Source organism: Microbacterium sp. HMH0099 (genome assembly GCF_049384025.1).
Lineage (GTDB): Bacteria > Actinomycetota > Actinomycetes > Actinomycetales > Microbacteriaceae > Microbacterium.
Genome location: NZ_JBMRJR010000003.1, coordinates 212525 through 236538, shown reverse-complemented (window position 1 = coordinate 236538; position 24014 = coordinate 212525). Strand labels below are relative to the sequence as shown.

Sequence of the window (24014 nt, the reverse complement as noted above, 5' to 3'; positions counted from 1 at the left end):
TTCCTCCGCACGCGCACCACACAGCCAGGAGTCCTCATGGGCAAGCTCTTCTACGGTTCCGACCCCCAGCCGATCGAGATCGACGACCGACTGCTGCAGTACCTGCAGGTCGTCCTCGCGACCAAGCTCCGGCGGAGCGAGTCGTTCACCCTCACGTGGACGGACGCCGCGGCCGCCCACTCGCGCACGACGCTGTGGATCCAGCCGTCGATCTCCCTGCGTTTCCACTTCTCGAGCGCCGAGCCGGTGCGCCTCTCCGGGGGGTACCTGCGCCAGCTCGCGGACCAGGCGGCCATGTCGTCCGGTCTGCTGCTGAACGCCGCCACGTGGCAGCAGCAGGAGGACGCGCACCGCGTCCAGCTCGCCGCCGCCGCCTGAGCGCGGCGGGGGAGTGCGCCCCGGTTCATTCGAAGCCCCCGGTCGTCTCGTGTGAGACGCCGGGGGCTTCGCCGTCCTCGGGGCGTCTCCGCCGCGGATTTCCTGTTGCCGGACGGCGCCCGGAAAGAGGAAAACCCCCCGGTGGACCGGGGGGTTTCGTGGTGGGCGATACCAGACTCGAACTGATGACCTCTTCCGTGTGAAGGAAGCGCGCTACCAACTGCGCCAATCGCCCGTCGTCCCGAACGGGACTCATCGATCGTAGCGGATGCCGAGCGGTGCTTCGAACCACCCGGGGAGACACGCGCGGGCCGCGCACCGTTTTGCGCATGCGCCAGGATCGGGTAATGTCTTACGAGTGCTCGGGGCAAGCCCCGGGAACGAAATGCGGATGTAGCGCAGTTGGTAGCGCATAACCTTGCCAAGGTTAGGGTCGCGAGTTCGAGTCTCGTCATCCGCTCGAGTGGAGGAGTCTCCGTCTGGGAAACCGACGGGGATCACGACACGTGGGTCGAACCACACACGGTGGCGTGGCCGAGCGGCTAGGCACCGGCCTGCAAAGCCGTTTACACGGGTTCGAATCCCGTCGCCACCTCGCCTCATAACAGAACAGCCTTCACAGGCGCGATTGGCGCAGCGGTAGCGCGCTTCCCTGACACGGAAGAGGTCACTGGTTCGATCCCAGTATCGCGCACCACCTGAAACCCCCGGACCTCCGGGGGTTTTTTGTTTGTTCGGCGGGCTTGCGCGAAGCGGCATCCCGTCGTGTGAACGCTCGGAGCTGGGGGAAACGCCGTGCCACCGCGTTTCCACCGGCGGAGAGCGTTCACTGGGCAGGGAGAGCGACGCGCGGCGTGCCACGATGAACGGGTGAACGACTCCGCCCGGGAACGCCCGGTCCTGCTGGTGCTCGACGTGGTCGACGGGGGCCGCGACGACCCCGCGTACGAGGACAAGCTCAACGAGCTGACCGCCGGCGTGCTGCGAGCCGCCGCGGACAGCGGGTTCCTCGTGGACCGCGTCGCCGCCGGGTCGCTGCCCGCCGGTGACGGCGCGAACCGGGTGACCGCCGCGGACGCGCTCATCGTCATGGGCGGTGAGGACGTCGACCCCGCGCTGTACGGCGGCGACGTCGACGACCCGCGGGTGGGGCAGACCTTTCCCGAGGCCGACCGGGCGCAGGTCGACCTCATCCGCGCGGCGATCGCCGCCGGCCGTCCCGTCGTGGGCATCTGCCGGGGGATGCAGATCGTCAACGTCGCGCTCGGGGGCACGCTCGTGCCGCACCTCGAGGGCGACGCGCACGTGAACCCGGGCAGCGTGTCCGACTGCATGGTCGACCACGGCATCACCGTCGAGCCCGACAGCGCGATGGCGCGGGTCTTCGGCGCGACGCAGCTCACCGTCCGCAGCGCTCACCATCAGGCCGTCGACCGTCTCGGCGCGGAGCTGCGCGTCACCGCGCGGGCCGAGGACGGCACCGTCGAGGCGCTGGAGCACGTCAGCGCGCCGCTGTGGTGCGTGCAATGGCATCCCGAGGACGTCGGCGCCCAGGGGACCGTCCTCACCGACCTGCTCACGCTCGCCCACGACGCGTGCGACCGCACCGGCTCCTCGCGCCCGCAGGGCGCTAGCGTGAGCGGATGAGCACACCCGACCCGGTCTGGGATGAGATCGCCGCGGCATCCTTCGTCTCCCTCGGAACGTACCGACGCAACGGCGACCTCGTCGCGGTCCCGGTCTGGATCGCCCCCGACGGCGACGAGCTCGTCGTCACGAGCGAGCGCACCACCGGCAAGGTGAAGCGCCTGCGCAACGACCCGCGCGTGACCCTGCGGCCCTGCAGCCGGATGGGGAAGGTGGAACCGGATGCCACCGAGCTCACGGCCGTCGCCCGGATCGCGGGGCCGCACACCGGCGACCCGCGCGCGGAGCGGGCCCTGAAGAAGAAGTACGGGCTGCAGTTCCGGATGATCCTCGGCGTCGAGGCCGTCGTACGGCGCCTGCAGCGGCGTCCCGGCGACCGCGTGATCATCCGCATCTCCCGCGCCGACTGAGCCCCGCGGGCGCTATCGCCGAGAAACGCCCGCCGCACTCGGAAACGCGGGGTGAGCCCGTTTCCCGGGGCAGGGAGCGTTCATCGAAGGGATGCCACCGGGTCAGGCGTGCGGGGCGAACTCGTCGGCGAGGGAGGACCGCCGGACTTTGCCGGCGTCGTTCCGCAGGGGTGACGCCGTCACGTGCAGGGCGTCCAGCGGCACGGGTCCGAGGCGGGACCGCCCGAAGGCGAGGATGTCGTCGAGGGGCGCCGGGTCGTCGGTCAGCCGGACGACGGCGTGCACCGCGGACCCGAGGTCGTCGTCGCGCACCCCGAACGCCACCGCCTCCACCACGTCGGGGTGGGATGCCAGGGCGCTCTCGACCGTCGCCGGAGCCACCTTGGTGCCGGCGCGGTTGACGATGTCGTCGGCGCGGTCGTGGACGAAGAGGAAGCCGTCCGCGTCGACGTGCCCGATGTCGTCGAGGGTGTCCCACCCGTCCGCATCCCGCCGGGAGCGCGCGCCGACATAGGCGTAGGCCGCGTCGTCCCCGCGGTGCATCCAGATCCGCCCTGGCCGGCCGGTGGGGAGGTCGTCGCCGCGGTCGTCGCGGATGCGGAGCCGAGTGCCCCCGATGGGACGGCCGACGCTGCCGGGATGCGCGAGCCAGTCGACCCCGCCGATGAGGGTGAGGCCGTTCGATTCGCTCCCGGCGTACACCTCGTCGACCCGTTCGGGTCCGAGCCAGGCGAGGAACGCCCGCTTGAGGTCCGGGGGACAGGGCGCCCCCATGTGCAGGACCGCGTGCAGGCTCGTCACACGCGCCGGGTCCCGCTGAGCCTCGGGGAGGCGCAGGAGCCGCGCCATCATCGTCGGGACGAGCAGCCCCCACGTGACGCGGTGGGTCTCGACGCGGTCGATCCAGTTCTCGGGTGAGAAGCGGTCCATGACGACCAGCCGCTGTCCGGTCAGCAGACCGCGGAACGCGTAGGTGAAGACCGCGGAGTGCCACAGCGGGCCGGCCACGAGCTGCGTGCCGGTCCGGGGGAGGAACGCGGCCACGGGGCGCTCCGGGTCGAGGCGGGCCGGCGCGGCGGCCCGCACGATCTTCGGCCTCCCGGTGGAACCGGACGTCGTCGCCGCCTTCCACGAGGATGCGGCCAGATCGGGCAGCGGTCCGGCGTCGGGCGCCACGCGCGCGCTCGGCAGCCAGGGGGTCGAGCCGTCGACGGGTGCGGCCCCGATCGCCGCGGCGGGACGGTCCAGACCCTCCAGGGCCGCGCGCTCCTCGCGGCGCAGGCGGGGGTCGACCAGCTGCGGGGTCGCTCCGGCGCGCCAGACGCCGACGCAGGCGATGACGACGTCGACGCTGTTCGCCATCGACACCGCGACGGTGTCGTCGAGTCCCACACCGCGCCGGCGCAGGGCGTGCGCCAGGGACGTCGCCGCGGTGTCGAGCCCGCGGGCGGTGAGCGTCTCGCGATCGTCGACCACGACCGGCTCCTCCGGCGCGCGTCGGGCCCGATCGGCCAGCAGCGCGGAGAACGTCGGCGCCGCCATCACCGCGTCCGGGCGGGAGCGTGCGCGGCGGTGCCCGAGGAGGAGGTCTGCCCGATCAATCCGCGGTAGAACGCCTCGTGGGCGCGCGCGGCGGCATCCCACGTATGCGCCCGGGCCAGGCGCCGGCCCGCGTCGCGATCCACGTCTCCGGATTCCGTGAGCGCACTGCCGATGCGGAACGCGATCTCCTCGGGCGTCGAGGCGTACAGGACGGCATCGCCGAACACCTCGCGGATGACGGGGAGATCGCGGGCCACCACCGTCGTCCCCGCGGCGAGAGCCTCCATGGCGGCGAGACCGAAGCCCTCCTTCGTGGAGACGAACCCGAGCACCCGCGCAGCCGCGACGAGCGAGGGCAGCGCGTCGTCGTCCACGGTGCCGAGGACCGTCGGGACGATCCCCAGCTCGGCGGCGCGGGCGTCGAACGCCGCGCGGTAGTCGCGGTAGTCGAACAGCGTCTCCCCGCCGCCGAACACGAGCCGCAGATCCGGGTGGCTCACCCGGACCCGGGCGAACCCCTCCAGCAGGTCGATCGAGCCCTTGCGCGGCTCGATGCCGCCGAGCGCGAGGACGTAGTCGCCGAGCTCGGACGTCCAGCGGTCGCGCGCGGGGGCGGCATCCGGTCCCGCCGCCGCCGCGAAGCGCGAGGCGTCCACGCCGTTGGGGATCACGTGCGGACGGAGGCCGTAGAGCCCCTCGACCTCCGCCGACACGGCCGCGGACACGCTCAGCAGCGCCACCGGCTCCCGGACGGCGCGGTCGTGGCACGCGACCAGCTGGGGCGTGGTGAAGGCGTCGAGATGATGGACGGTGCGCAGGACCGGGATGCCGCGGCGCAGGGCGGCATTGGCGGAGATGCAGTCCTGGGCGTGGACCACGTCCGCGTCGGTGTCCAGGGCGGCGGACATGACGTCGATGGAGCGCTCGATGCGCTCGCCGACCCCTTCGCCGTCCCGCGCCGCGAACGGGACGACCCGCACCCGCACCTCCGGCCGCACCGGGCGGAAGAAGGCGGTGTCCGCGCCGCGCCCGAGCGTCCACACCTCGACGTCGTTCCCCCGGGCGGCGAGCGCCTCCGCGAGAGCGAGCGTGTGCACGACGCCGCCGCGGGGCTTGGTGGAGTAGGTCAGCAGTGCGATATGCAACGGTGTCCTCCCTGCGTGTGCGGCGGTCGGGGCGGGGCGGGGTCGTCAGACCGGCGCGTCCAGGCGGTAGGCGGGGGAGACGCGCTGAGCGAGGTGGTTCAGCGAGCGGCGGGCACGGGCGATGTCGCCGGCGACGTCGGCCTCGGCGACGGCCAGACCGCCCTTCGCCCACGTCTTGGCGACGATCTCGCCCGCGGGGTCGACGACCTTGGCCTGTCCGAGGAAGCGCAGTCCGCCGAGGACGCCGGTCTGGTTGGACGAGACGAGGTAGACCTGATTCTCCGCGGCCCGCGCGCAGTCGTACAGGTCGAACAGGTGCGCCTGACGGTCGTTGCGGATGCGGTCGGACCGGTCGGTGACGCTGGCGGGCCACGCGCTCAGGCACGCGATGATCTCCGCCCCGTCCAGGGCGAGCGACCGCGCCGCCTCCGGGAAGGTCTTGTCGAAGTCGATGAGCATGCCCAGGCGCCCGACGGGGGTGTCGAAGGCCTCGAACGCCGACCCCGGCTCGTACACCTCGCCCTCGCCCAGGGGCAGGTGCACCTTGCGGTGCGTGCCGAGGACCCCCGAGCCGGTGACGCACACCGCCGTGTTGTACCGGCGCTCGCCGCCGTCCTCCACTGCCCGCTCGGCGATGCCGAAGCACACCGTCATGTCGCCGGCGAGTGCGACGATGGCGGCGACCTCCGGTCCGTCGATCTCCACGGAGTGCGGGACGCTGTCGCCGTCCCCCGCGGGGTGGTGCAGGTCGAGGAGGTAGCCGCCGATCGTCGCGTCCGGCAGCACGAGCAGGTCGACGCCTCGCGACCGCGCGTCCGCGACGATCCCGGGGAGCTTGGCCAGCGTGCGCTCGACATCGCGCCCGAAGTGGGCCGCGACGGCGGCCATCGTCACCGATCCCATGTCAGCAGGCTAACGGGACCCCGCCTCACCGCACGGCGAGAGCCGACGCGGTCGCGTCGACCTGCGCCGCCACGTGGGCGGCATCCCGGGCGATCGCGTGGAACCGGCCCGACCCCCACGTGTGCAGCCACGGCAGCCCGACGAAGAAGAACCCGGGCTCGGCGGTCACGCCCCGGTCGTGCACGGGATGCCGCTGCGCATCCAGCACCGCCAGGTCTCCCAGCCACGACCAGTCGGGCCGGAACCCGATCGCCCACACGACGGCGTCGATCTCGTTCAGGCCGACGGACGTGGGTCCGGGCGGAGGAGCCCAGACCGGCCGGTAGGGCGGCTCGGCCGGCGCGTCGATGCCCTCACGCGCGATGAACGCGTCGATGTCGCGCTTGATGGAGGCGGCCACGTCGTCGGCGTGGTCGAGGTTCGCGGCGAGCGCGTCGTCGAAGTGCAGCCGGCCCCCGGTGATCCCGATGGCACGTCCGTGCAGCGCCATGCCCTGCGCGGCGAACGCGCGCAGGTCGATGTCGCGCCCGCCGTCGCGCCCGGTGACGTAGTGATTGGTCGCCGCGCGCTTGGCGGCGGCCTGCGCCCCGACGGGGATGTCGTAGACCCCCATGTCGGCCAGCCACGTCATGCAGTCGCGGCCCCGATAGAAGCGGGCGACGCGGGGGGCCCGGCCCACGGCGAGATGCACCCGGCGCCCCTCCAGGTGCAGGTCCTCCGCGATCTGCGTGCCGGACTGGCCGGTCCCCACGACGAGGACCGTGCCCGGCAGCTGTCCACCGTTGCGGTACTCGTGCGAGTGCAGCTGTCGGACCGACGGCGGCAGATCGGCGGCCCAGGCGGGCACGAGGGGCTCGTGGTAGCCGCCGGTGGCGGACACGACGGCGTCGGCCGAGACGGTCCCGGCGGTCGTGGTCACGAGGAAGGCGCCGTCGTCGCGCCGCGCCACCCGCTCCACGCCCACCTGCTCGGCCACGGGGGCGTCGAAGGTGTCGGCGTAGCCGCGGACCCAGGCGTACACCTCGTCGCGCCGCATGAAGCCGTCGGGGTCGGGCCCGGCGTACGGATACCCCGGCAGACGGCACTGCCAGTTCGGCGTCACGAGGGTGAAGTTGTCCCACCGCCCGTCCCGCCACTCGTGGGCGATGGAGGACCGCTCCAGCACCACGTGGTCGACCCCGCGCTCGACGAGGTGCCGGCTCACCGCCAGCCCGGCCTGCCCGCCGCCGACGACGACGGCCGAATAGTGCCGGCCCGCCTCGATCTCGACGGGGATCACGCGGGCACCGCCGGGAGCGGAGGCTCCATGGCGAGGACGACGACCTCGCCCGTCCCGTGGCCGTCCGCGGCGCGGGCGATCTCGGCCTGCGAGGCCGCGGCCGAGGTGCACGCGAACCCGTAGGCCGCCCGCACCCGCTCGCTGGCGATGTCGAGCGCCTCCCGCGTGCGCGACACGAAGTCCTCTACCGGATAGCGCTCGCCGGTGACGAGGAAGTCGTGGACGACGAGGCTCGGCGAGTAGTGCGAGGTCCGCACCCCGTCGGGCCACTCGACGGTGAACTGCATCTCAGGCATGAGCGAGCTCCCGCCACCCGTCGACCCCGGCGCCGCCGGTCCGCGTCACAGGGCCGTAGACGTCCGGACGCCGGTCGCGCAGGTGGAACATGCCGCCGCGCATCGCCCGGAACGTCTCCGCGATGTCGATCTCGGCGATCGCGAGCCCCGTGCCGAGGAGTGTCGTGGCGAGGATGTTGCCGCCCGGGTCGACGACCTTCGCGTTGCCGACGTAGCGCAGCGACCCGAACGTGCCCGACTGATTGGATGCCATCCAGAACACCTGGTTGTCGAGAGCCCGCGCGATGTCGAACTGGTTGAACCGATAGGTCCAGCGATCGTCCTGCAGATTCTCCGCGGTCGCGGTGCGCGCCGCCGGCCAGGCCGACATGCTGACGATGATCTCGGCGCCGTCGAGGGCGAGCACGCGCGCGGCCTCGGGGAACGCCTTGTCGTAGCAGATCTGCATCCCGACCCGCCCGACGGGGGTGTCGAATGCCGCGTAGGCGTCGCCGGCCGAGTACGACATGTTCTCGCCCAGCGGCTGGTGCACCTTGCGGTACGAGCCGTAGACGGTGTCGCCGTCGAGGCACACGGCGGCGTTGTACCGCGTCTCCCCGTCGTCGGCGAGCTCGCAGAAGCCGATCGTGAGGATCATGTCGCCGGCGATCTCCTGCACCCGGGCGATCTCGGGGCCGTCGAGACGGATGGCCGGCGGCATCGACCGGGTCGTCGTCTTGACGGTGTCGCCGTGATTGCCGAGGGACGAGAGGTATCCGCCGATCGCGGCCTCCGGGAAGGCCAGGAACGACACCCCCGCGGCCCGCGCCTCGGCCACTAGATCGGCGATGAGCGCGTAATTCTGCTCCAGGTCCCGGGTGAAGTTGGCCGAGACGGAGGCGACGGTGATCGACACGGCGGACCTCAGAGGTTGTAGACGGAGTTGATGATCGCGCCCTTGCGGGCGTAGTAGATGACCGCGTCCTGCACGTCGAGCGGGTGTGCGGGGATGACGCCCTCGATGATGTCCTCCTCGCGGATGCCGTGCAGGGCGAGTCCGAAGCGGCAGCAGTAGACCGTGCCGCCCTCCTTGATGAACGTCTCGAGCGAGTTGTTCATGTTCAGCTCGCCGGGGAAGCCCGCGTCGCCCGTGGTCGGGAAGCCGCGGTTCGCGGCGGCCGCGAGGGTGCCCGGGCCGTACAGGTAGATCGCCGACTCGAAGCCCTTCCGGAGCGCGCGGGTCGCCTGGAGGATCGCGACGAAGCTCACCGAGGACTCGTGCGGGATGCCGTGGATGAGGGTGAAGTAGCTCTCGCCGTTCTCCGCCTGGAAGTCGGGGAAGAGCTTGGTGGAGCCGTAGATGTTGCTGCCCTTCGGCAGCGACGGGTGGGGGATCTCCTTGAGCGAGGCGGCGATGTTCTCCGCGATCTGCGCGTCGAGGTCAGAGGTCATGATGATGTCCTTCGCGTCGGTGGTGCAGGGGTGGAGCAGTCGGGTGTGGATCGGTTTCCCTGTTCCCAGCGTGGGCGCCGGGCGTTTCGGAATGGTTTCGGTCGGAATGAGGTCGTGTTACGCCGCACCGAGACCGGTGGCCCCGGCGTCGACCGCCCGGGTCTCGACGCCGTCCGGCCAGTGCAGGGTCACCCCCGGGGCGGTGGTCAGCTCGCCGACCGTCGCAGATGCGGCGAGCGGGGAGGCCAGCGGCGGCGCTCCGGCCGTCACCATCCCGAAGCCGGGGAAGCACGTCATCCAGTCGCCGAAGGCCACGCCGTCGGGCGCGGGGACGGCGGCCACGTCGATGCGTGCGCCGGTGCCGGACGCCTCGGCGAGCATCGCGGCGGTGCCGACGATGCCGGCCATGCTGACGTCCTTCGCGGCGGCGGGACGGTGGCCGGGGATGAGCCCCGCGAGGTGCCGCAGCTCCTCGCCGGTGCGGGAGGAGGTCGAGTCCCACTGCCGCCCCTCGAAGCCGCGCCGCCAGCGCCCGTGCAGGTCGACGGTGAGGCCGAGCGGGTGTCCCGCCCTCCCTCCGCCGCCGGGGACGGGGGAGACGGTCCGCCCGATGGCGGTGACCGCGAGCGACGGCGACGCGCGCACCTGCGTGTGCCCGCCGAGGATCGGCACGCCCCAGGCCACGGCCGCGCTGCGCAGCCCCGAGACGATGCGACGCACCGCCGACGGGGTGGGTGCCGCGACGGCATCCATCAGTCCCACCGTCCGCGCGCCCATCGCGGAGACGTCATTGACGTTGACGAGCACCCCGCACCAGCCGGCCCACTCGGGGTCCTTCTCGATCATCGCGGGCAGGATCGCGTCGGTCGCCACGACCACGTCCGTCCCGGCGACGAGGGCGCCGTCGTCGCCGATCCAGCCGTCGCCGCCGAGTCCGGCGGGGTGGTCGTCACGCAGTCCGGCGAGCACGTCGCCGAGCGGCAGCTTCGTCGCGGCGACGAGCTCCGCGATCCGGTCGATCGGCCAGCGCATGCGCACGTGCGGGACCCCGGAGATGGATGCCGCCCCCCACCGCACCCATCCGAGGCGGCGGAACAGCGGCTCGTTCGCGACCTGCACGGTCGCCTCGAAGCGCAGGACGCCGCGTCGCAGCGCCTCCCGGCAGGCGGCGCGGACCAGCTCCGGGCCGATGCCGCCGGCGTGCCGTGCCGTGCGGCGGACCACGAGCCGCCCGCCGGTCCACCAGCCGATGTCACGCGGGGTCGCGGGGGCGAGGCGGACGCCGCCGAGGACCTCGCCCTCCGCTGTGACCGCGACGAGGATGATCGTCCGCGGATCGTCGTCGACGTCGTCGCGGTCCGAGTCCGGGAACAGGCCCTGCTCGGCGACGAACACGTCGCGGCGGAGGTCCCGGTACGCCCGGACCTGGCCGGGGTCCGCGACGCGGATCTCCCACGCCGCCGCCGCCTGCCGCGGGAGCGCCCCCGTCAGGACGGGCAGGTCGAACATCACGCGCCCGCCGTCTTGAGGATGCTGCACGCCCCGCATGCCGCGCACCCGGCGCGCTGGTCCTCGCCCCGCATGCCCGCCGCCTGCAGCAGCGCCGCGACCCGTGTCGTGATGTGGTCCACCGTGGCGCGGTGGGGCGCCGGCACCCGGTCCACGTCGGTGGCGAGAGTGCCCTTCAGCGGGCGGAACGGGACGACGAAGGGGTAGACGCCCATCTCGATGAGCTCGCGGGCGCCTTCGACGGCGGCATCCGGCTCCTCACCCATGCCGACGATGAGATAGGTCGACACCTGGTTCCAGCCGAACACCCGCACCGCCTCGCGCCAGGCGGCGCGGTACTCGTCCAGGCCGACCCGCGACTTGCCCGGCATCCATCTCCGGCGCACCTCGTCGTCCATGGACTCGACATGGATGCCGATGGACCGGGCGCCCGCCTCGTACAGGTCCGTGATGGCCTGGAGGTCCGCCGGCGGCTCGCACTGCACCTGGATCTCGAGCTGCGGCACGGCCGCCTTGACCGCACGCACGCAGCGTGCGAGGTGCTTCGCGCCGCGGTCCCAGCCGTTCGACGTGCCGGTGGTCATGACCATGTGGGTGACCCCGTCCAGACGCACCGCGGCCTCGGCGACCTCCGCGAGCATGGCCGGCGTCTTGACCGCGATGGTCGTGCCCGCGTCGAGGGACGCTTCGATGGCGCAGAAGCGGCAGCGCTCGCTCTCGTCGTACCGCACGCACGTCTGCACGACCGTCGTGGCGAGGACGTTCTTGCCGTGCAGCTTGGCGATCTTGTCGTACGCGACGCCCTCGGACGTCTGCAGGTCGTAGAAGCGGGGCCGGACGACCGGCGCGACGTCGAAGCCGAGGTCGGCGCCGTCCCGGGTGAGGCGGCCCGACGCGGACACGACGTAGGGACTGTTCGGATTCAAGGGGATCGCGGCGCCGTCGCCGTCGATCACGAAGTGACCGTCGTCGCTCGGACCCGCCCCGCCGGAGCGGCGGACCGGGGCGTCGCTGCGGACGCCGAGCAGAGCGAGACTGACCCGGGTCGCGACACGATCCGGATGGAGGTCGGTGTGGACGGCTTCGTTGGTCATGCCCCCAGTAGAGACCTCGACTGTTTCCGCACGACGACCACCGGATAGCAGTCGTGTTTCGCGGCGGACGGGGCGTCGTATCGCGTCCGGCCCGCGGGCGGCGGGGCGGTCGGGGCGGGAGAGTCGGCCTCGGGGGAGTGGGCCTCGGGGGAGTGGGCGATCGGGGCGGGAAGAACCGCGGCGGTCTCGGCGTTCGCCTCCCCATGAGCGACTGGACCACCGCCAAGCCGTACTTCGAGACCACCGCCGTCGCGCACCTGTCGACGCTGATGAAGGACGGGGCGCCCCACTCCGTTCCGGTGTGGGTCGGCGTCGAGGGGGAGCGGCTCGCCTTCTTCACCGAGGCGGGGGCGCTGAAGGACCGGAACCTGCAGCGCGACCCGCGCGTGGCCGTCTCGGTGACCAAGCCCGACGACCCGCTCGCGATGGCGTTCGTCCGCGGCACCGCCGTGGAGCGTCTCGAGGGCGCCGCGGCCCTGGAGGTCGTCGACCGCATCTCGACGCTCTACACCGGCGAGCCGTACCCGATCCGCGAGAACTTCGTCGCCTGGCTCGTCGAGCCCGGGCGCGCCTGGGGGCGCGCGTACGACGAGTGACGCGGCCGGCCGTGCCGGGCTCCGGAAGAACCGGCTCGCGCAACTCCGGAGATTCGCGCCGCCGTCGAGCCGATTCGCGCCGCCGTCGCGCCAATTCGCGCCGCCGTCGCGCCGATTCGTGCCGGTGAGCGCGCACACGCGCACGGACTCCGGAGTTCGGCGAGCGGCTGCGGGCGCCGCGGCCCCCGGCGCCGTCCCGGTCAGACGAGGGCGAGGGGCAGCACGCCCAGCAGCAGGATCAGCGGGGCGATCACCGCGCCGAGCACCACGAACCGCGACCAGCGCACCTCGACGCCCGCCGCGACGAGGCGGTCGTGCCACAGCAGCGTCGCCAGCGACGCCCAGGGCGTGACGATCGGACCGGCGTTCACCCCGATCAGCAGAGCCGCCAGTCGTGCCGGCGACCCCGCGGCCGACTCCAGCGCGAGGTAGGCCGGCAGATTGTTGATGCCGTTGGCCGCGAGCGCGCCGGCGCCGGCCAGCTGCCAGAGCGACACGAGGTCGTCGCCGGCGCCGGCCAGGACGGACGTCACCCGTCCGATGCCCAGCGCCTCGAGGGCGCCCACCGCGAGGAACAGCCCGCCGGCGAACACGAATAGCGACCAGGGGACGAGACGGATGCCGAGCGCCCGCGGCGCACGCCAGGCGAACACGGCCACGAGCACGATCGCGGCGCCGACCGCCGGCATCCAGGGTTCCAGCCCGATGACGAGCAGCGGCAGGAGGGCGACGGTCACCACCCCTGACACGCGGAGGAGCAGGGGATCGGCGACGGCGGGGGAGGGGGCGTCGGGGTAGGTCCGCGGCAGGCGGCGGAGGAACACCGCCGTCAGCACGGCGACCGACACGAGGATCGCGATGAGCGCGGAGGGGCCGAGGAGGGCGAGGAAGGCGATCGGGTCGTGGCCGCCGCCGAGCGCGTCGGAGGCGAGCAGGTTCGTCAGGTTCGACACCGGCAGGACGAGCGAGGCCGTGTTGGCCAGCACCACGGTGACGAAGGCGAACGGCAGCGGGTCCATCTTCCGGGCGACGGCCATCGCGACGACGACCGGCGTCAGCAGCACCGCCGTGGTGTCCAGGGAGAGGAACGCCGTGGCCACCGTGGCGAGCACGACCACGAGCACCCACAGCAGCGCCGTCCGCCCGCGCGCGACCCGCGCCAGGCGCGCGGCGACGACGTCGAACAGGCCGGCCTTGGATGCCAGCTCCGCGACGACCGTGACGGCGACGACGAACAGCAGGATGGGCCACACGCGCTCCGCGACGGCGAGGGCGTCGTCGGTGGGCAGGGCTCCGGTGAGGAGGGCGACGATGCCGAGAAGCCAGAGCACGCCGCCGATGATCGCCAGGGTCACGGGTCCCATGATGGGGCACGCCGCGTGCCGTCGGCGCCACACCCTGCGGGTAGCCTGGGAGTGAGCTTTATTGGAGACCGCCTTGACTGATGCCGCCCTGCCGTCGGAGCAGACCTTCCCCGCCGACGGCTTCGCCCTCTTCCCCGATCGATCGGTCGTCGCGCTGCGCGTGAACGGCGAGCTGAAGGACCTCGCCACGACGGTCACCGCCGAGGACGACGTCGAGGCCGTGACGATCGACAGCGCCGACGGCCTGTCGATCCTGCGCCACTCCACCGCGCACGTCCTCGCGCAGGCGGTGCAGCGCGTCAAGCCGCAGGCGAACCTCGGCATCGGTCCGCCCGTCACCGACGGCTTCTACTACGACTTCCAGGTCGACGAGCCCTTCACCCCCGACGACCTCAAGGTCATCAAGAAGGAGATGGAGCGCATCGTCCGCGAGAACCAGCGGTTCGTGCGCCGGGTCGTCAGCGACGACGAGGCGCGCGCCGAGCTGGCCGCCGAGCCGTTCAAGCTCGAGCTCATCGGGCTGAAGGGCGGCTCCGCGGAGGCGGCCGAAGGCGCGTCGGTCGAGGTCGGCGCCGGCGAGCTGACGATCTACGACAATGTCACCCGCGACGGCGAGACGGCGTGGAAGGACCTGTGCCGCGGACCCCACGTGCCCGGCACGCGCCTCATCGGCAACGGGTGGGACCTCACCCGCATCGCCGGCGCCTACTGGCGCGGCAGCGAGAAGAACCCCCAGCTCCAGCGCATCTACGGCACCGCCTGGCCCACCAAGGACGAGCTGCGCGCCTACCAGCACCGTCTCGAAGAGGCCGCCAAGCGCGATCACCGCAAGCTCGGCAAGGAGCTCGACCTCTTCTCGTTCCCCGACGAGATCGGCCCGGGGCTGTCGGTGTTCCACCCCAAGGGCGGCATCATCCGCTACGAGATCGAGCGGTACATGCGCGAGCGCCTGCTCGCCAGCGGCTACGAGGTCGTCAACACCCCGCACATCACCAAGGGCGACCTGTTCGTGACGAGCGGCCACCTGCAGTGGTACGCCGACGGCATGTACCCCCCGATGGTGCTCGACGAGGTCGTGGACGCCGACGGGCACGTCTCGCGCGAGGGCCAGGAGTACTACCTCAAGCCCATGAACTGCCCGTTCCACAACCTCATCTTCCGCTCGCGCGGGCGCAGCTACCGCGAGCTGCCCCTGCGCCTGAGCGAGTTCGGGTCGGTCTACCGCTACGAGAAGAGCGGCACGCTGTCGGGCCTCACGCGCGTGCGCGGCATGACGCAGGACGACACCCACATCTACGTCACCGCCGACCAGGTGAAGGGCGAGCTGACCCACAGCCTCGACTTCGTGCTGCAGACGCTGCGCGACTACGGCCTCAACGACTTCTACCTGGAGCTGTCGACGAAGGAGGAGGGCAACCCGAAGTTCATCGGCGACGACGCCCTCTGGACCGAGGCGACCGAGACGCTCCGCGAGGTCGCCGAGGCGTCCGGCCTCGAGCTCGTGCCCGACCCGGGCGGGGCCGCCTTCTACGGCCCGAAGATCTCGGTGCAGGCGCGCGACGCCATCGGCCGCACGTGGCAGATGTCGACCATCCAGCTCGACTTCAACCAGCCCGAGCGCTTCGAGCTCGAGTACACCGGTCCCGACGGCGAGAAGCACCGTCCCGTCATGATCCACCGCGCCCTGTTCGGCTCCGTCGAGCGCTTCTTCGCGATCCTGCTCGAGCACTACGCGGGTGCGTTCCCGGTGTGGCTCGCGCCGGTCCAGGTCGTGGCGGTCCCCGTGGCCGCCGAGTACGGCGACTACCTGCAGGACATCGTCGCGGATCTGAAGGCCGGGGGCGTCCGTGCCGAGGTCGACCACAGCGACGACCGCATGCAGAAGAAGATCCGCACGCATACGACGCAGAAGGTCCCGCTCATGCTGATCGCCGGCGAGCAGGACCGATCGAACGGCACCGTGTCCTTCCGGTTCCGCGACGGAACGCAGCTCAACGGCATCCCCGTCGCCGAGGCGGTCGCCCGCGTCCGCGGCGCGATCAGCGCGCGCACCCTCGTCGACACGGCGGAGGACCTCGCGTGACGCAGGCGCCCGACGCGCCGGGCGGAGGGATCCCGGATGCCACGGCGTCCGGCACCGCGTCCGACGGCACGCCCGTCGAGCTCGTCGCCGCCGGCGAGCTGGCCGGGGTCCCGGACGAGTTCCAGCGCCTGTGGACGCCGCACCGGATGGCCTACATCCAGGCCGGGCGCGAGCCGATGGAGCAGAACTGCCCGTTCTGCGCCGCACCGGGCAAGACCGACGAGGACGGCCTGATCGTCGCCCGCGGCCGCACCGCCTACGTGCTGCTCAACCTGTTCCCGTACAACTCGGGGCACCTCCTGGTCTGCCCGTACCGGCACATCGCCACGTACGACCAGGCGACCCCCGAGGAGGTGGCGGAGATCGGCGACCTGACGCAGCAGGGCATGCGCGTGCTCCGCGCGGTCTCGCGGTGCGACGGCTTCAACCTAGGCATGAACCAGGGCGCGATCGCCGGTGCCGGCGTCGACGGGCACCTGCACCAGCACATCGTGCCGCGCTGGGCCTCGGACGCGAACTTCTTCCCCATCATCGCCAAGACCAAGGCGCTGCCGCAGCTGCTGGGCGACGTCCGCCGCACGGTCGCCGACGCGTGGGCGGCGGGGGCCGGCGCCGCCTGACCCTCTGCCTGGCCCGCTGCTGTTGCGGGGGCCGTGACGTGGCGCAGATGTACGCGCGCGGGGGCTCCCGGCGTGCATTTGCGCCCAGTCAGCGCTGGTTCTCGTCGTCGTGGCGGTGACGTGGCGCAGATGTACGCGCGCGGGGGCTCCCGGCGTGCATTTGCGCCCAGTCAGCGCTGGTTCTCGTCGTCGTGGCGGTGACGTGGCGCAGATGTACGCCCGCGGGGGCTCCCGGCGTGAATTTGCGCCCAGTCAGCGCCGGGGGCAGGCGCGGGTCAGCGCACCTGACGTACCGGGAACTGCAGGCGCGGGTGCGCGTACGCCTCCTGCGACTCGATGAGGCGCAGCTCGCGGGAGCCCGCCTCGTACGTGTTCGACAGCAGGTCGAAGACGCTGGACGCCGTGCGGGCCAGGGCGTCGGCGGGATCGCCCGTGCGCTGCAGGTGTGCGGTGAACAGGGCCGCGGTGACGTCGCCCGACCCGTTCGCCTTCATCGGGATGAGGGGCGTCTGGACGATCCACGCGCCCGCGTCGGCGACGACCATCATCTCGATCGTGTCGGCCTCGCGGTCGGGGCGCTCGACGCTGGTCACCAGCACGGTGCGGGGTCCGCGGGCGCGCACGAGGTCGGCCGACGCGAGCGTCGAGTCGATGCTCCCCGGCTCGGTCCCGGTGAGGAAGCCGAGCTCGAACTGGTTCGGCGTGAGGATGTCGGCGACCGGCACGACGCGCTCACGGAGCAGGTCCGGGATGGCGGGGGCGACGAAGCACCCCGACTTGGCGTTGCCCATGACCGGGTCGCACGCGTAGACGGCATCCGGGTTCGCCTTCTTCACCCGCGCGACCGTGTCGATGATGACGTCGGCGATGCCCTCGCCGCCCTGGTAGCCCGACAGGACCACGTCGATCTCGGGGAACACACCGCGGTCCTCGATGCCGGCGATGACCGCGGCGACGTCCTCGGGAGAGATGAGCGGTCCCCGCCACGCGCCGTAGCCGGTGTGGTTGGAGAAGGTGACCGTGTAGACCGGCAGCACCTCGACGCCGATGCGCTGGAGGGGGAAGACGGCGGCGGAGTTGCCGACGTGACCGTACGCGACGGCGGACTGGATCGAGAGGACCTTCATCCTCCGATCCTCCCACTCCTGTCCCGACCGCCGCGCGCACGCACGGCCGCGGCGATGTCGTCGGCGAGCTGGCGGGCGGCGTCGTCGTCGAGGTCGTGCACCGTCAGCCGCAGGTGCTCGCCCGGGTCGTCGGGCGAGAGCTGGAAGTGTTCCCCGCCGCGCACCAGCCACCCGCGGCGCATGAGATCCTCGCGGACCTCGGCCGCCGGAGCCGGCAGCGGCACCCACAGATTCAGTCCGTCCCCGACGGGGACCGGGATGCCGCGATCCCCCAGCAGCCGTGCGAAGGCGGCGTTCCGCGCGGCGTAGTGGCGGGCCGCGTCCGCGATGTCGTCGCGCACGCCCTCGTCGGTGAGGAGCGTGAGGGCGAGACGCTGGAGGATGTGGCTGACCCACGTGGTGCCGGGGGTCAGCCGCACCGCGAGGCGGTCGGCGGTCTCGGCGTCGGAGGCGGTGAGGGCGAGGCACAGGTCCGGCCCCAGGAACTTCGAGACCGACCGGATGCGCGCCCACCGGCGCTGTCCGGGGCCGATGACGGAGTGCAGCGGCACGCGCGAGAGGAGCGAGAAGTGATCGTCCTCGATGACGAGGACGTAGGGGTGGTCGGCGAGGACCGTGCGCAGCTCCGCCGCGCGCTCGGCCGTGAGGCTCGCCCCCGTCGGGTTGTGCGCCCGGGGCGTGCAGATCACCGCGCGCACGCCCGCGGCCAGCGCGGCACGGAGCCCGTCGGGGGTCATGCCGGCGGCATCCACCGGCACCGGCACCGCGCGGTAGCCCCCGGTCCGCACCGTGTGCATCGCGGAGAGGAAGCACGGGTCCTCCAGCGCGATCGCGTCGTCGCGCTGCAGCGCGGCCGCGAGCAGGCGCTCGATCGCGTCGCTCGCTCCGCTCGTCACGGTGATGCGGACGTCCCCCTGCGGCAGCTCGTCGGTCATCCAGCCGCGGGCCCAGGCCTCCAGGTCCGGGTCCACGACGGGCTCGCCGTACAGGACGGGCCGGCTCGAACGGGCGAGCGCGGAGGCGTAGTCGGGGATGCGCGCCGGATCGGGATTGCCCGTGCCGACGTCGCGGAGGACCGTGTCGGGGGCGTACCCCTCCTGGGCGACCGCACGCGGATCGGCGACCCGGGTGCCGCCGCGCCCGCGGGCGACGACGAGTCCCGCCTGAGCGAGCTGCCGGTAGGCGGCGACGACGGTGTTGCGGTTGACCCCGAGGTCGGCGGCCAGCTGCCGCACCGGCGGCAGGGCGTCGCCGGGACGCAGCTCCCCGCGCTCGATGCGCGCGCGCAGGTCGGCGGAGATCTCCGAGGCCGATCGGCCCGCGATGTCGACGCTCATGCCCCTCCCGTCCGGTGTCGCCGTTCCCGGTCAGCCTACGTCCTGAGTCGTGGTAATTTTTGGCCTAAGCCAATAAATCGACGCCCCGAAGCGTCAGGACGGAGACGACATGTCGGACACCGCGACCGGAACCTCGCGCGTCAAGCGCGGCCTCGCCGAGATGCTGAAGGGCGGCGTCATCATGGACGTCGTCACCGCCGAGCAGGCCCGCATCGCCGAGGACGCCGGCGCCGTCGCCGTGATGGCGCTCGAGCGCGTGCCCGCCGACATCCGCGCCCAGGGCGGCGTCGCGCGCATGAGCGACCCCGACCTGATCGACGACATCGTGGCATCCGTCTCCATCCCGGTCATGGCGAAGGCGCGCATCGGGCACTTCGTCGAGGCGCAAATCCTGCAGGCGCTCGGCGTCGACTACATCGACGAGTCCGAGGTGCTCTCGCCCGCCGACTACGTCAACCACATCGACAAGTGGAACTTCACCGTCCCCTTCGTCTGCGGTGCCACCAACCTCGGCGAGGCCCTGCGCCGCATCACCGAGGGCGCGGCGATGATCCGCTCCAAGGGCGAGGCCGGCACCGGCGACGTCTCGGAGGCGACGAAGCACATCCGCACCATCCGCAGCCAGATCAACGCTCTCCGTGCCAAGACCAAGGACGAGCTGTACGTCGCCGCCAAGGAGCTGCAGGCGCCGTACGAGCTCGTCGCCGAGATCGCCGAGACCGGGACCCTGCCCGTCGTCCTGTTCACCGCCGGGGGAGTGGCCACGCCCGCGGACGCCGCGATGATGATGCAGCTCGGCGCGGATGGCGTCTTCGTCGGCTCGGGCATCTTCAAGTCCGGCAACCCGGCGCAGCGCGCCGCCGCCATCGTCAAGGCGACCACGTTCCACGACGACCCGAAGATCGTGGCCGAGGCCTCCCGCGGGCTCGGCGAGGCGATGGTCGGCATCAACGTCGCCGACCTCCCCGCCCCGCACCGCCTCGCCGAGCGTGGCTGGTAAGCCCCGGGTCGGCGTGCTCGCCCTGCAGGGCGACGTACGCGAGCACGTCCGCGTCCTGCAGGGCCTCGGGGCCGACGCCCGTCCGGTGCGTCGCCCCGACGAGCTCGCCGCCGTGGACGGGCTCATCCTCCCCGGCGGCGAGTCGAGCGTCATCGACAAGCTCGCCCGCGCGTTCGGCATGCGCGAGCCCCTGCGCGCCGCGATCGCGGACGGCCTGCCCGTCTTCGGCACCTGCGCGGGGCTGATCCTGCTGGCCGACCGCATCGACGGCGGCATCGAGGGTCAGCAGACCTTCGGCGGCCTCGACGCGCGCGTGGCCCGCAACGCGTTCGGCAGCCAGACGGCGTCGTTCGAGACGGACCTCGACGTCCCGGCCCTCGGCGCTCCGCCGGTGCACGCCGCGTTCATCCGCGCCCCCGTGGTGGTGGAGTGGGGACCGGAAGCCACCCCCCTGGCATCCCTCTCCGACGGGCGGGTCGTCGCGATCGAGCAGGGCGCGCTGCTGGGCACGGCGTTCCACCCGGAGTCGACGGGCGAGACGCGCTTCCACGCCCGGTTCCTCGACCGGGTCCGGGTCCGCAGCGGCGCGGGCGCCCCCGCGCTCTAGACTGGAGAGCATGTCCGGACACTCCAAATGGGCGACGACCAAGCACAAGAAGGCGGTCATCGACTCCCGCCGCGCCAAGTCGTGGGCCAAGCTGATCAAGAACATCGAGGTCGCCGCCAAGCTCGGCGGAGCGGACCTGCAGGGCAACCCGACCCTCTTCGACGCCGTGCTCAAGGCGAAGAAGACCTCGGTCCCCAAGGACAACATCGACCGTGCCATCAAGCGCGGTGCGGGCATCGGCGGCGACGCGGTCGAGTACACCTCGATCATGTACGAGGGCTACGGCCCCAACGGCGTCGCGTTCCTCATCGAGTGTCTGACCGACAACAAGAACCGCGCCGCGGCCGAGGTGCGCACCGCGCTCAGCCGTAACGGCGGCACCCTGGCGGACCCGGGCAGCGTCGCCTACAACTTCAGCCGCAAGGGCGTCATCGTCGTGCCGTCCGAGGGCACCACCGAGGACGACGTCATGCTCGCCGTGCTCGAGGCCGGCGCCGAGGAGGTCGAGCCGCACGGCGAGGGCTTCGGCGTCATCACCGAGGCGAGCGACCTGGTCACCGTCCGCAGCGCGCTGCAGGACGCCGGCATCGAGTACGACTCCGCCGACGTCGAGTTCGTCCCCTCGCTGAAGGTGGAGGTCGACGCCGACACCGCCCGTAAGGTCTTCCGTCTCATCGACGCGCTCGAGGACAGCGACGACGTGCAGAACGTCTTCACCAACTTCGACCTCACCCCCGAGGTGCAGGCCGAGCTCGAGAACGACGAGTAAGGGCGCGCCCTCTGCTCCGACACGGCCCCTGCGCTTAGCGTGGGGGCCGTGTCCCGTTCCCTCCGCGTCCTCGGCATCGACCCCGGCCTCACGCGCTGCGGCATCGGCGTCGTCGACGTCTCTCCGAACCGCACGGCCTCGCTCGTCCACGTCGGAGTGGCCCGGTCGGCGCCGGGCGATCCGATCGAGAAGCGTCTGGCGGCGATCGCGGCCGGGATCCGCGAGGTGCTCGTCGCCCACGAGCCGCACGTCGTCGCCGTCGAGCGCGTGTTCGCGCAGAACAACCGCCATTCGGTGATGGGGACGGCTCAGGCCAGCGGGATCGCCCTCCTGCTCGCCGCCGAGCACGGCCTCACCGCCGCCACGCACACCCCCAGCGAGGTGAAGGCCGCAATCACCGGCTACGGCTCCGCCGACAAGCTGCAGGTGCAGACCATGGTCGCGCGCGTGCTGCGCCTGGACGCCCTGCCGCAGCCCGCCGACGCGGCCGACGCCCTCGCCATCGCCCTGTGCCACGCGTGGCGCGGGGGAGCGGCCGCGGCATCCGGGGACGACGCGCTCACCCCGGCGCAGAAGGCCTGGCGGGATGCCGAGAAGAAGCGCACCCCGCCGGCGCGTGTCGCTCGAACACATGTACGAACCAGCGCGTAGGATGACAGGATGATCTCCTCGCTGCACGGGACGGCCGCCCACGTCGCGGACGACGCCCTCGTCGTCGTGGTCGGCGGCGTCGGGTTCTCGGTCGCCGTCACCCCGCAGGTGTCGCGTCAGACGCATGTCGGCGACGACGTGCACCTGCACACCACGCTCATCGTCCGCGAGGACGCGCTGTCGCTCTACGGCTTCGCCACGCGCGAGGAGCTGACGGTCTTCACGCAGCTCATCGGCGTGACCGGAGTGGGCCCGAAGTCCGCCCTCGGCGTGCTGTCGTCGCTGACCGTGCCGCAGATCGCCCAGGCCGTCGCCGACGACGACGACGCGCCGTTCCGTCGCGTGTCCGGCATCGGCCCCAAGACCGCGAAGCTCATCGTCGTGCAGCTGGCCGGCAAGCTCGCGGTCGTCCCCGTCGAGGCGCCCGCCGCGGTCGCCGCGCAGGGCCAGGTCCCGGTGCAGGTGACGCAGGCCCTCGTCGGGCTGGGCTGGAGCGAACGCGTCGCGGCCGAGGCCGTGGCATCCGTCGCCGAGGATGCCAGCGACGCCGACCGCGCGTCGGTCCAGTCGCTGCTGCGCCTGACGCTCGCGCTCCTCGGTCCCGCGCGCAAGGAGAGCGTGGGTGGCTGACGTCCGCGACGCCGGCGCGCCCGACGATGAGACCGAGCTCGCGATCGAGGGCGCCCTGCGCCCGACGTCGCTCGCCGAGTTCGTCGGCCAGCAGAAGGTGCGCGGCCAGCTGCAGTTGCTGCTGGACGCCGCCCGCATCCAGCAGCGCTCGCCCGACCACATCCTGTTGTCCGGTCCGCCGGGGCTCGGCAAGACGACGCTCGCGATGATCGTGGCGCACGAGAGCGGGCGCCCGCTCCGGCTCTCGAGCGGACCGGCGATCCAGCACGCCGGCGACCTCGCGGCCCTGCTGTCCTCCCTCACGCCGGGCGAGGTCCTGTTCATCGACGAGATCCACCGCATGGCGCGCTCCGCGGAGGAGATGCTGTACCTCGCGATGGAGGACTTCCGCATCGACATCATGGTCGGCAAGGGGGCGGGGGCGACGAGCATCCCGCTCGACCTGGCGCCCTTCACCCTCGTCGGCGCGACGACGCGCGCGGGGCTGCTGCCCAATCCACTGCGGGACCGCTTCGGCTTCACGGCGCACCTGGAGTACTACGAGCCCGAGGAGCTCGAACGGGTCGTGTCGCGGTCGGCATCCATGCTCGACGTCGGGCTGCCGGGGACGGCGCGGTCCGAGATCGCCCGCCGCTCGCGCGGGACCCCCCGCATCGCGAACCGGCTGCTGCGACGCGTGCGCGACTACCTCGTCGTCCACGGGCCGTCGGCCGGGACGGATGCCGGCGACGCCGACCTGCGCACCGTCGGTGCCGCGCTGGACCTCTACGACGTGGATGCCATCGGGCTCGACCGCCTCGACCGGGCGGTGCTCGACGCGGTGGTGCGCCGTTTCCGCGGCGGGCCGGTCGGGCTCAGCACGCTCGCGGTGGCGGTGGGCGAGGAGCCCGAGACCATCGAGTCGGTCGTGGAGCCGTACCTGGTGCGGATCGGCTTCCTCGGGCGCACCCCGCGGGGGCGCGTCGCCACGCAGGAGGCGTACGACCACCTCGGCGCCCCGCTGCCCGACGGTCTCCTCCGGTTCACGTCGGGGTCATGACCTATACTCGGCGAGGGATTCCCCACCCCCCGCTAGGCAGTGCCGCACGGCGCGCCTGACCCGAAAGGTGCACCGCCTCCATGGACTTCGCGAGCTTCTTCGCCAACTACGGCCTGATCATCCTGCTGATCGGTCTGCTGGTCTTCATGTTCTACAGCTCGCGCCGCCGCATGCAGAAGCAGAAGCTCGAGCAGGAGGAGAAGGCCCGTCAGACGGTCCCCGGCGCGGAGGTCCTGCTGCAGGGCGGCCTCTACGGCACCATCGTCGACTACGACGGCGAGGACCTCGACAAGCCCGCGCACGTCGAGATCGCCCCGGGCGTCGTCATCAAGGTGCACAGCCAGGCGGTGCTGCGCATCGTGAGCCCCACCGAGGGCTTCGTCACCGAGGACGAGCTCATCGCCGCCGAGGAGTCCGAGGCCGAGTACGTGGCCGGCGTCGCCGACGGCGACATCAGCTCGCTCAGCGACGACCACCGCACCTCCCGCCAGAACGTCGCCGACACCGAGCGCGACGACAAGGACCGTCCCGAGGCCTGAGCCCCGCTCGCCCTCCGT

General features: G+C 72.3%; 25 protein-coding genes and 4 tRNA genes. 16 read left to right on the top strand and 13 right to left on the bottom strand.

From position 1 onward, the window contains the following. Window positions 1–36: 36 nt before the first annotated feature. Window positions 37–378, top strand: coding sequence for a hypothetical protein (locus ACO03V_RS08320; protein WP_367726873.1), 342 nt, complete (start codon window positions 37–39; stop codon window positions 376–378). A gap of 159 nt (window positions 379–537) precedes the next feature. Here the strand turns inward: ACO03V_RS08320 and ACO03V_RS08315 are convergent. After that, window positions 538–613, bottom strand: a tRNA-Val gene (locus ACO03V_RS08315). 152 nt (window positions 614–765) lie between these two features. On the opposite strand from ACO03V_RS08315, the gene ACO03V_RS08310 reads away from it, so the two are divergent. The 5 genes from ACO03V_RS08310 (at window position 766) to ACO03V_RS08290 (ending at window position 2435) form a co-directional block, all read left to right on the top strand. Continuing rightward, a tRNA-Gly gene (locus ACO03V_RS08310) sits at window positions 766–838 on the top strand. 64 nt (window positions 839–902) lie between these two features. Beyond that, a tRNA-Cys gene (locus ACO03V_RS08305) sits at window positions 903–973 on the top strand. A 27-nt stretch (window positions 974–1000) separates the two neighbouring features. After that, window positions 1001–1075: transfer RNA gene (locus tag ACO03V_RS08300), tRNA-Val, on the top strand. Between the two features lie 173 nt (window positions 1076–1248). Beyond that, entirely contained in the window at window positions 1249–2025 is a 777-nt protein-coding gene (locus ACO03V_RS08295) for a gamma-glutamyl-gamma-aminobutyrate hydrolase family protein (RefSeq protein ID WP_423137260.1), read from the top strand. Then, window positions 2022–2435 (top strand): PPOX class F420-dependent oxidoreductase, encoded by a 414-nt coding sequence (locus tag ACO03V_RS08290; protein ID WP_423137259.1) that lies wholly within the window; start codon window positions 2022–2024, stop codon window positions 2433–2435. The genes ACO03V_RS08295 and ACO03V_RS08290 overlap by 4 nt, the downstream gene beginning before the upstream one ends. Window positions 2436–2537: 102 nt before the next feature. Here ACO03V_RS08290 and ACO03V_RS08285 read toward each other — a convergent pair whose 3' ends face one another. From ACO03V_RS08285 to ACO03V_RS08245, 9 genes are all read right to left on the bottom strand, one after another. Further along, window positions 2538–3977, bottom strand: a complete 1440-nt coding sequence (locus ACO03V_RS08285) for an AMP-binding protein (RefSeq protein WP_423137258.1) — start codon at window positions 3975–3977, stop codon at window positions 2538–2540. Next, entirely contained in the window at window positions 3977–5122 is a 1146-nt protein-coding gene (locus ACO03V_RS08280; RefSeq protein ID WP_423137257.1) for an MSMEG_0565 family glycosyltransferase, read from the bottom strand. The genes ACO03V_RS08285 and ACO03V_RS08280 overlap by 1 nt, the downstream gene beginning before the upstream one ends. Window positions 5123–5167: 45 nt before the next feature. Further along, window positions 5168–6025, bottom strand: a complete 858-nt coding sequence (locus ACO03V_RS08275; RefSeq protein ID WP_423137256.1) for a carbon-nitrogen hydrolase family protein — start codon at window positions 6023–6025, stop codon at window positions 5168–5170. A gap of 25 nt (window positions 6026–6050) precedes the next feature. Continuing rightward, entirely contained in the window at window positions 6051–7304 is a 1254-nt protein-coding gene (locus ACO03V_RS08270; RefSeq protein ID WP_423137255.1) for an MSMEG_0569 family flavin-dependent oxidoreductase, read from the bottom strand. Then, window positions 7301–7600, bottom strand: coding sequence for an MSMEG_0570 family nitrogen starvation response protein (locus ACO03V_RS08265; RefSeq protein ID WP_423137254.1), 300 nt, complete (start codon window positions 7598–7600; stop codon window positions 7301–7303). The genes ACO03V_RS08270 and ACO03V_RS08265 overlap by 4 nt, the downstream gene beginning before the upstream one ends. After that, a complete protein-coding gene (locus ACO03V_RS08260) occupies window positions 7593–8495 on the bottom strand; it encodes a carbon-nitrogen hydrolase family protein (RefSeq protein WP_423137253.1) in 903 nt (300 codons plus the stop codon). Before ACO03V_RS08260 ends, ACO03V_RS08265 begins: the two co-directional genes overlap by 8 nt. A gap of 8 nt (window positions 8496–8503) precedes the next feature. Next, on the bottom strand, window positions 8504–9031 hold the full coding sequence (locus ACO03V_RS08255) for an MSMEG_0572/Sll0783 family nitrogen starvation response protein (protein WP_367726857.1): 528 nt from the start codon (window positions 9029–9031) through the stop codon (window positions 8504–8506). A gap of 117 nt (window positions 9032–9148) precedes the next feature. Next, window positions 9149–10579, bottom strand: coding sequence for an MSMEG_0567/sll0787 family protein (locus tag ACO03V_RS08250; RefSeq protein WP_423137499.1), 1431 nt, complete (start codon window positions 10577–10579; stop codon window positions 9149–9151). Beyond that, window positions 10540–11634 (bottom strand): MSMEG_0568 family radical SAM protein, encoded by a 1095-nt coding sequence (locus tag ACO03V_RS08245; RefSeq protein WP_423137252.1) that lies wholly within the window; start codon window positions 11632–11634, stop codon window positions 10540–10542. The genes ACO03V_RS08250 and ACO03V_RS08245 overlap by 40 nt, the downstream gene beginning before the upstream one ends. Before the next feature lie 203 nt (window positions 11635–11837). Here ACO03V_RS08245 and ACO03V_RS08240 point away from each other — a divergent pair, with 203 nt between their 5' ends. Then, window positions 11838–12230 (top strand): TIGR03618 family F420-dependent PPOX class oxidoreductase, encoded by a 393-nt coding sequence (locus tag ACO03V_RS08240; RefSeq protein ID WP_367726855.1) that lies wholly within the window; start codon window positions 11838–11840, stop codon window positions 12228–12230. Window positions 12231–12430: 200 nt separating this feature from the next. Here ACO03V_RS08240 and ACO03V_RS08235 read toward each other — a convergent pair whose 3' ends face one another. Beyond that, window positions 12431–13594, bottom strand: a complete 1164-nt coding sequence (locus tag ACO03V_RS08235; RefSeq protein ID WP_423137251.1) for an SLC13 family permease — start codon at window positions 13592–13594, stop codon at window positions 12431–12433. Window positions 13595–13667: 73 nt separating this feature from the next. Here ACO03V_RS08235 and thrS point away from each other — a divergent pair, with 73 nt between their 5' ends. Continuing rightward, window positions 13668–15677, top strand: coding sequence for a threonine--tRNA ligase (thrS, locus tag ACO03V_RS08230; protein WP_423137250.1), 2010 nt, complete (start codon window positions 13668–13670; stop codon window positions 15675–15677). A gap of 98 nt (window positions 15678–15775) precedes the next feature. Beyond that, window positions 15776–16297, top strand: coding sequence for an HIT family protein (locus tag ACO03V_RS08225; RefSeq protein WP_367727601.1), 522 nt, complete (start codon window positions 15776–15778; stop codon window positions 16295–16297). Between the two features lie 275 nt (window positions 16298–16572). On the opposite strand, the gene pdxY is transcribed toward ACO03V_RS08225, so the two are convergent. Next, window positions 16573–17424: a pyridoxal kinase PdxY gene (gene pdxY, locus ACO03V_RS08220; RefSeq protein ID WP_367726851.1), complete on the bottom strand. Its 852-nt coding sequence runs from the start codon at window positions 17422–17424 to the stop codon at window positions 16573–16575. Continuing rightward, the gene (locus ACO03V_RS08215) at window positions 17421–18761 is read right to left on the bottom strand and encodes an aminotransferase class I/II-fold pyridoxal phosphate-dependent enzyme (protein ID WP_423137249.1); all 1341 of its coding nucleotides are present in this window, start codon (window positions 18759–18761) and stop codon (window positions 17421–17423) included. Before ACO03V_RS08215 ends, pdxY begins: the two co-directional genes overlap by 4 nt. Before the next feature lie 109 nt (window positions 18762–18870). Here ACO03V_RS08215 and pdxS point away from each other — a divergent pair, with 109 nt between their 5' ends. From pdxS to ACO03V_RS08180, 7 genes are all read left to right on the top strand, one after another. Beyond that, window positions 18871–19761: a pyridoxal 5'-phosphate synthase lyase subunit PdxS gene (gene pdxS, locus ACO03V_RS08210; protein WP_423137248.1), complete on the top strand. Its 891-nt coding sequence runs from the start codon at window positions 18871–18873 to the stop codon at window positions 19759–19761. After that, window positions 19751–20368, top strand: a complete 618-nt coding sequence (pdxT, locus tag ACO03V_RS08205; RefSeq protein ID WP_423137247.1) for a pyridoxal 5'-phosphate synthase glutaminase subunit PdxT — start codon at window positions 19751–19753, stop codon at window positions 20366–20368. Before pdxS ends, pdxT begins: the two co-directional genes overlap by 11 nt. A 10-nt stretch (window positions 20369–20378) precedes the next feature. Continuing rightward, window positions 20379–21137, top strand: a complete 759-nt coding sequence (locus ACO03V_RS08200; protein ID WP_367726847.1) for a YebC/PmpR family DNA-binding transcriptional regulator — start codon at window positions 20379–20381, stop codon at window positions 21135–21137. A gap of 48 nt (window positions 21138–21185) precedes the next feature. Further along, entirely contained in the window at window positions 21186–21788 is a 603-nt protein-coding gene (gene ruvC / locus ACO03V_RS08195; RefSeq protein WP_387054833.1) for a crossover junction endodeoxyribonuclease RuvC, read from the top strand. Between the two features lie 9 nt (window positions 21789–21797). Continuing rightward, on the top strand, window positions 21798–22418 hold the full coding sequence (gene ruvA / locus ACO03V_RS08190; protein WP_367726845.1) for a Holliday junction branch migration protein RuvA: 621 nt from the start codon (window positions 21798–21800) through the stop codon (window positions 22416–22418). Continuing rightward, window positions 22411–23457, top strand: coding sequence for a Holliday junction branch migration DNA helicase RuvB (gene ruvB, locus ACO03V_RS08185; protein ID WP_423137246.1), 1047 nt, complete (start codon window positions 22411–22413; stop codon window positions 23455–23457). Before ruvA ends, ruvB begins: the two co-directional genes overlap by 8 nt. Window positions 23458–23537: 80 nt before the next feature. Further along, a complete protein-coding gene (locus ACO03V_RS08180) occupies window positions 23538–23996 on the top strand; it encodes a preprotein translocase subunit YajC (RefSeq protein WP_423137245.1) in 459 nt (152 codons plus the stop codon). The last annotated feature ends 18 nt before the right edge of the window (window positions 23997–24014 follow it).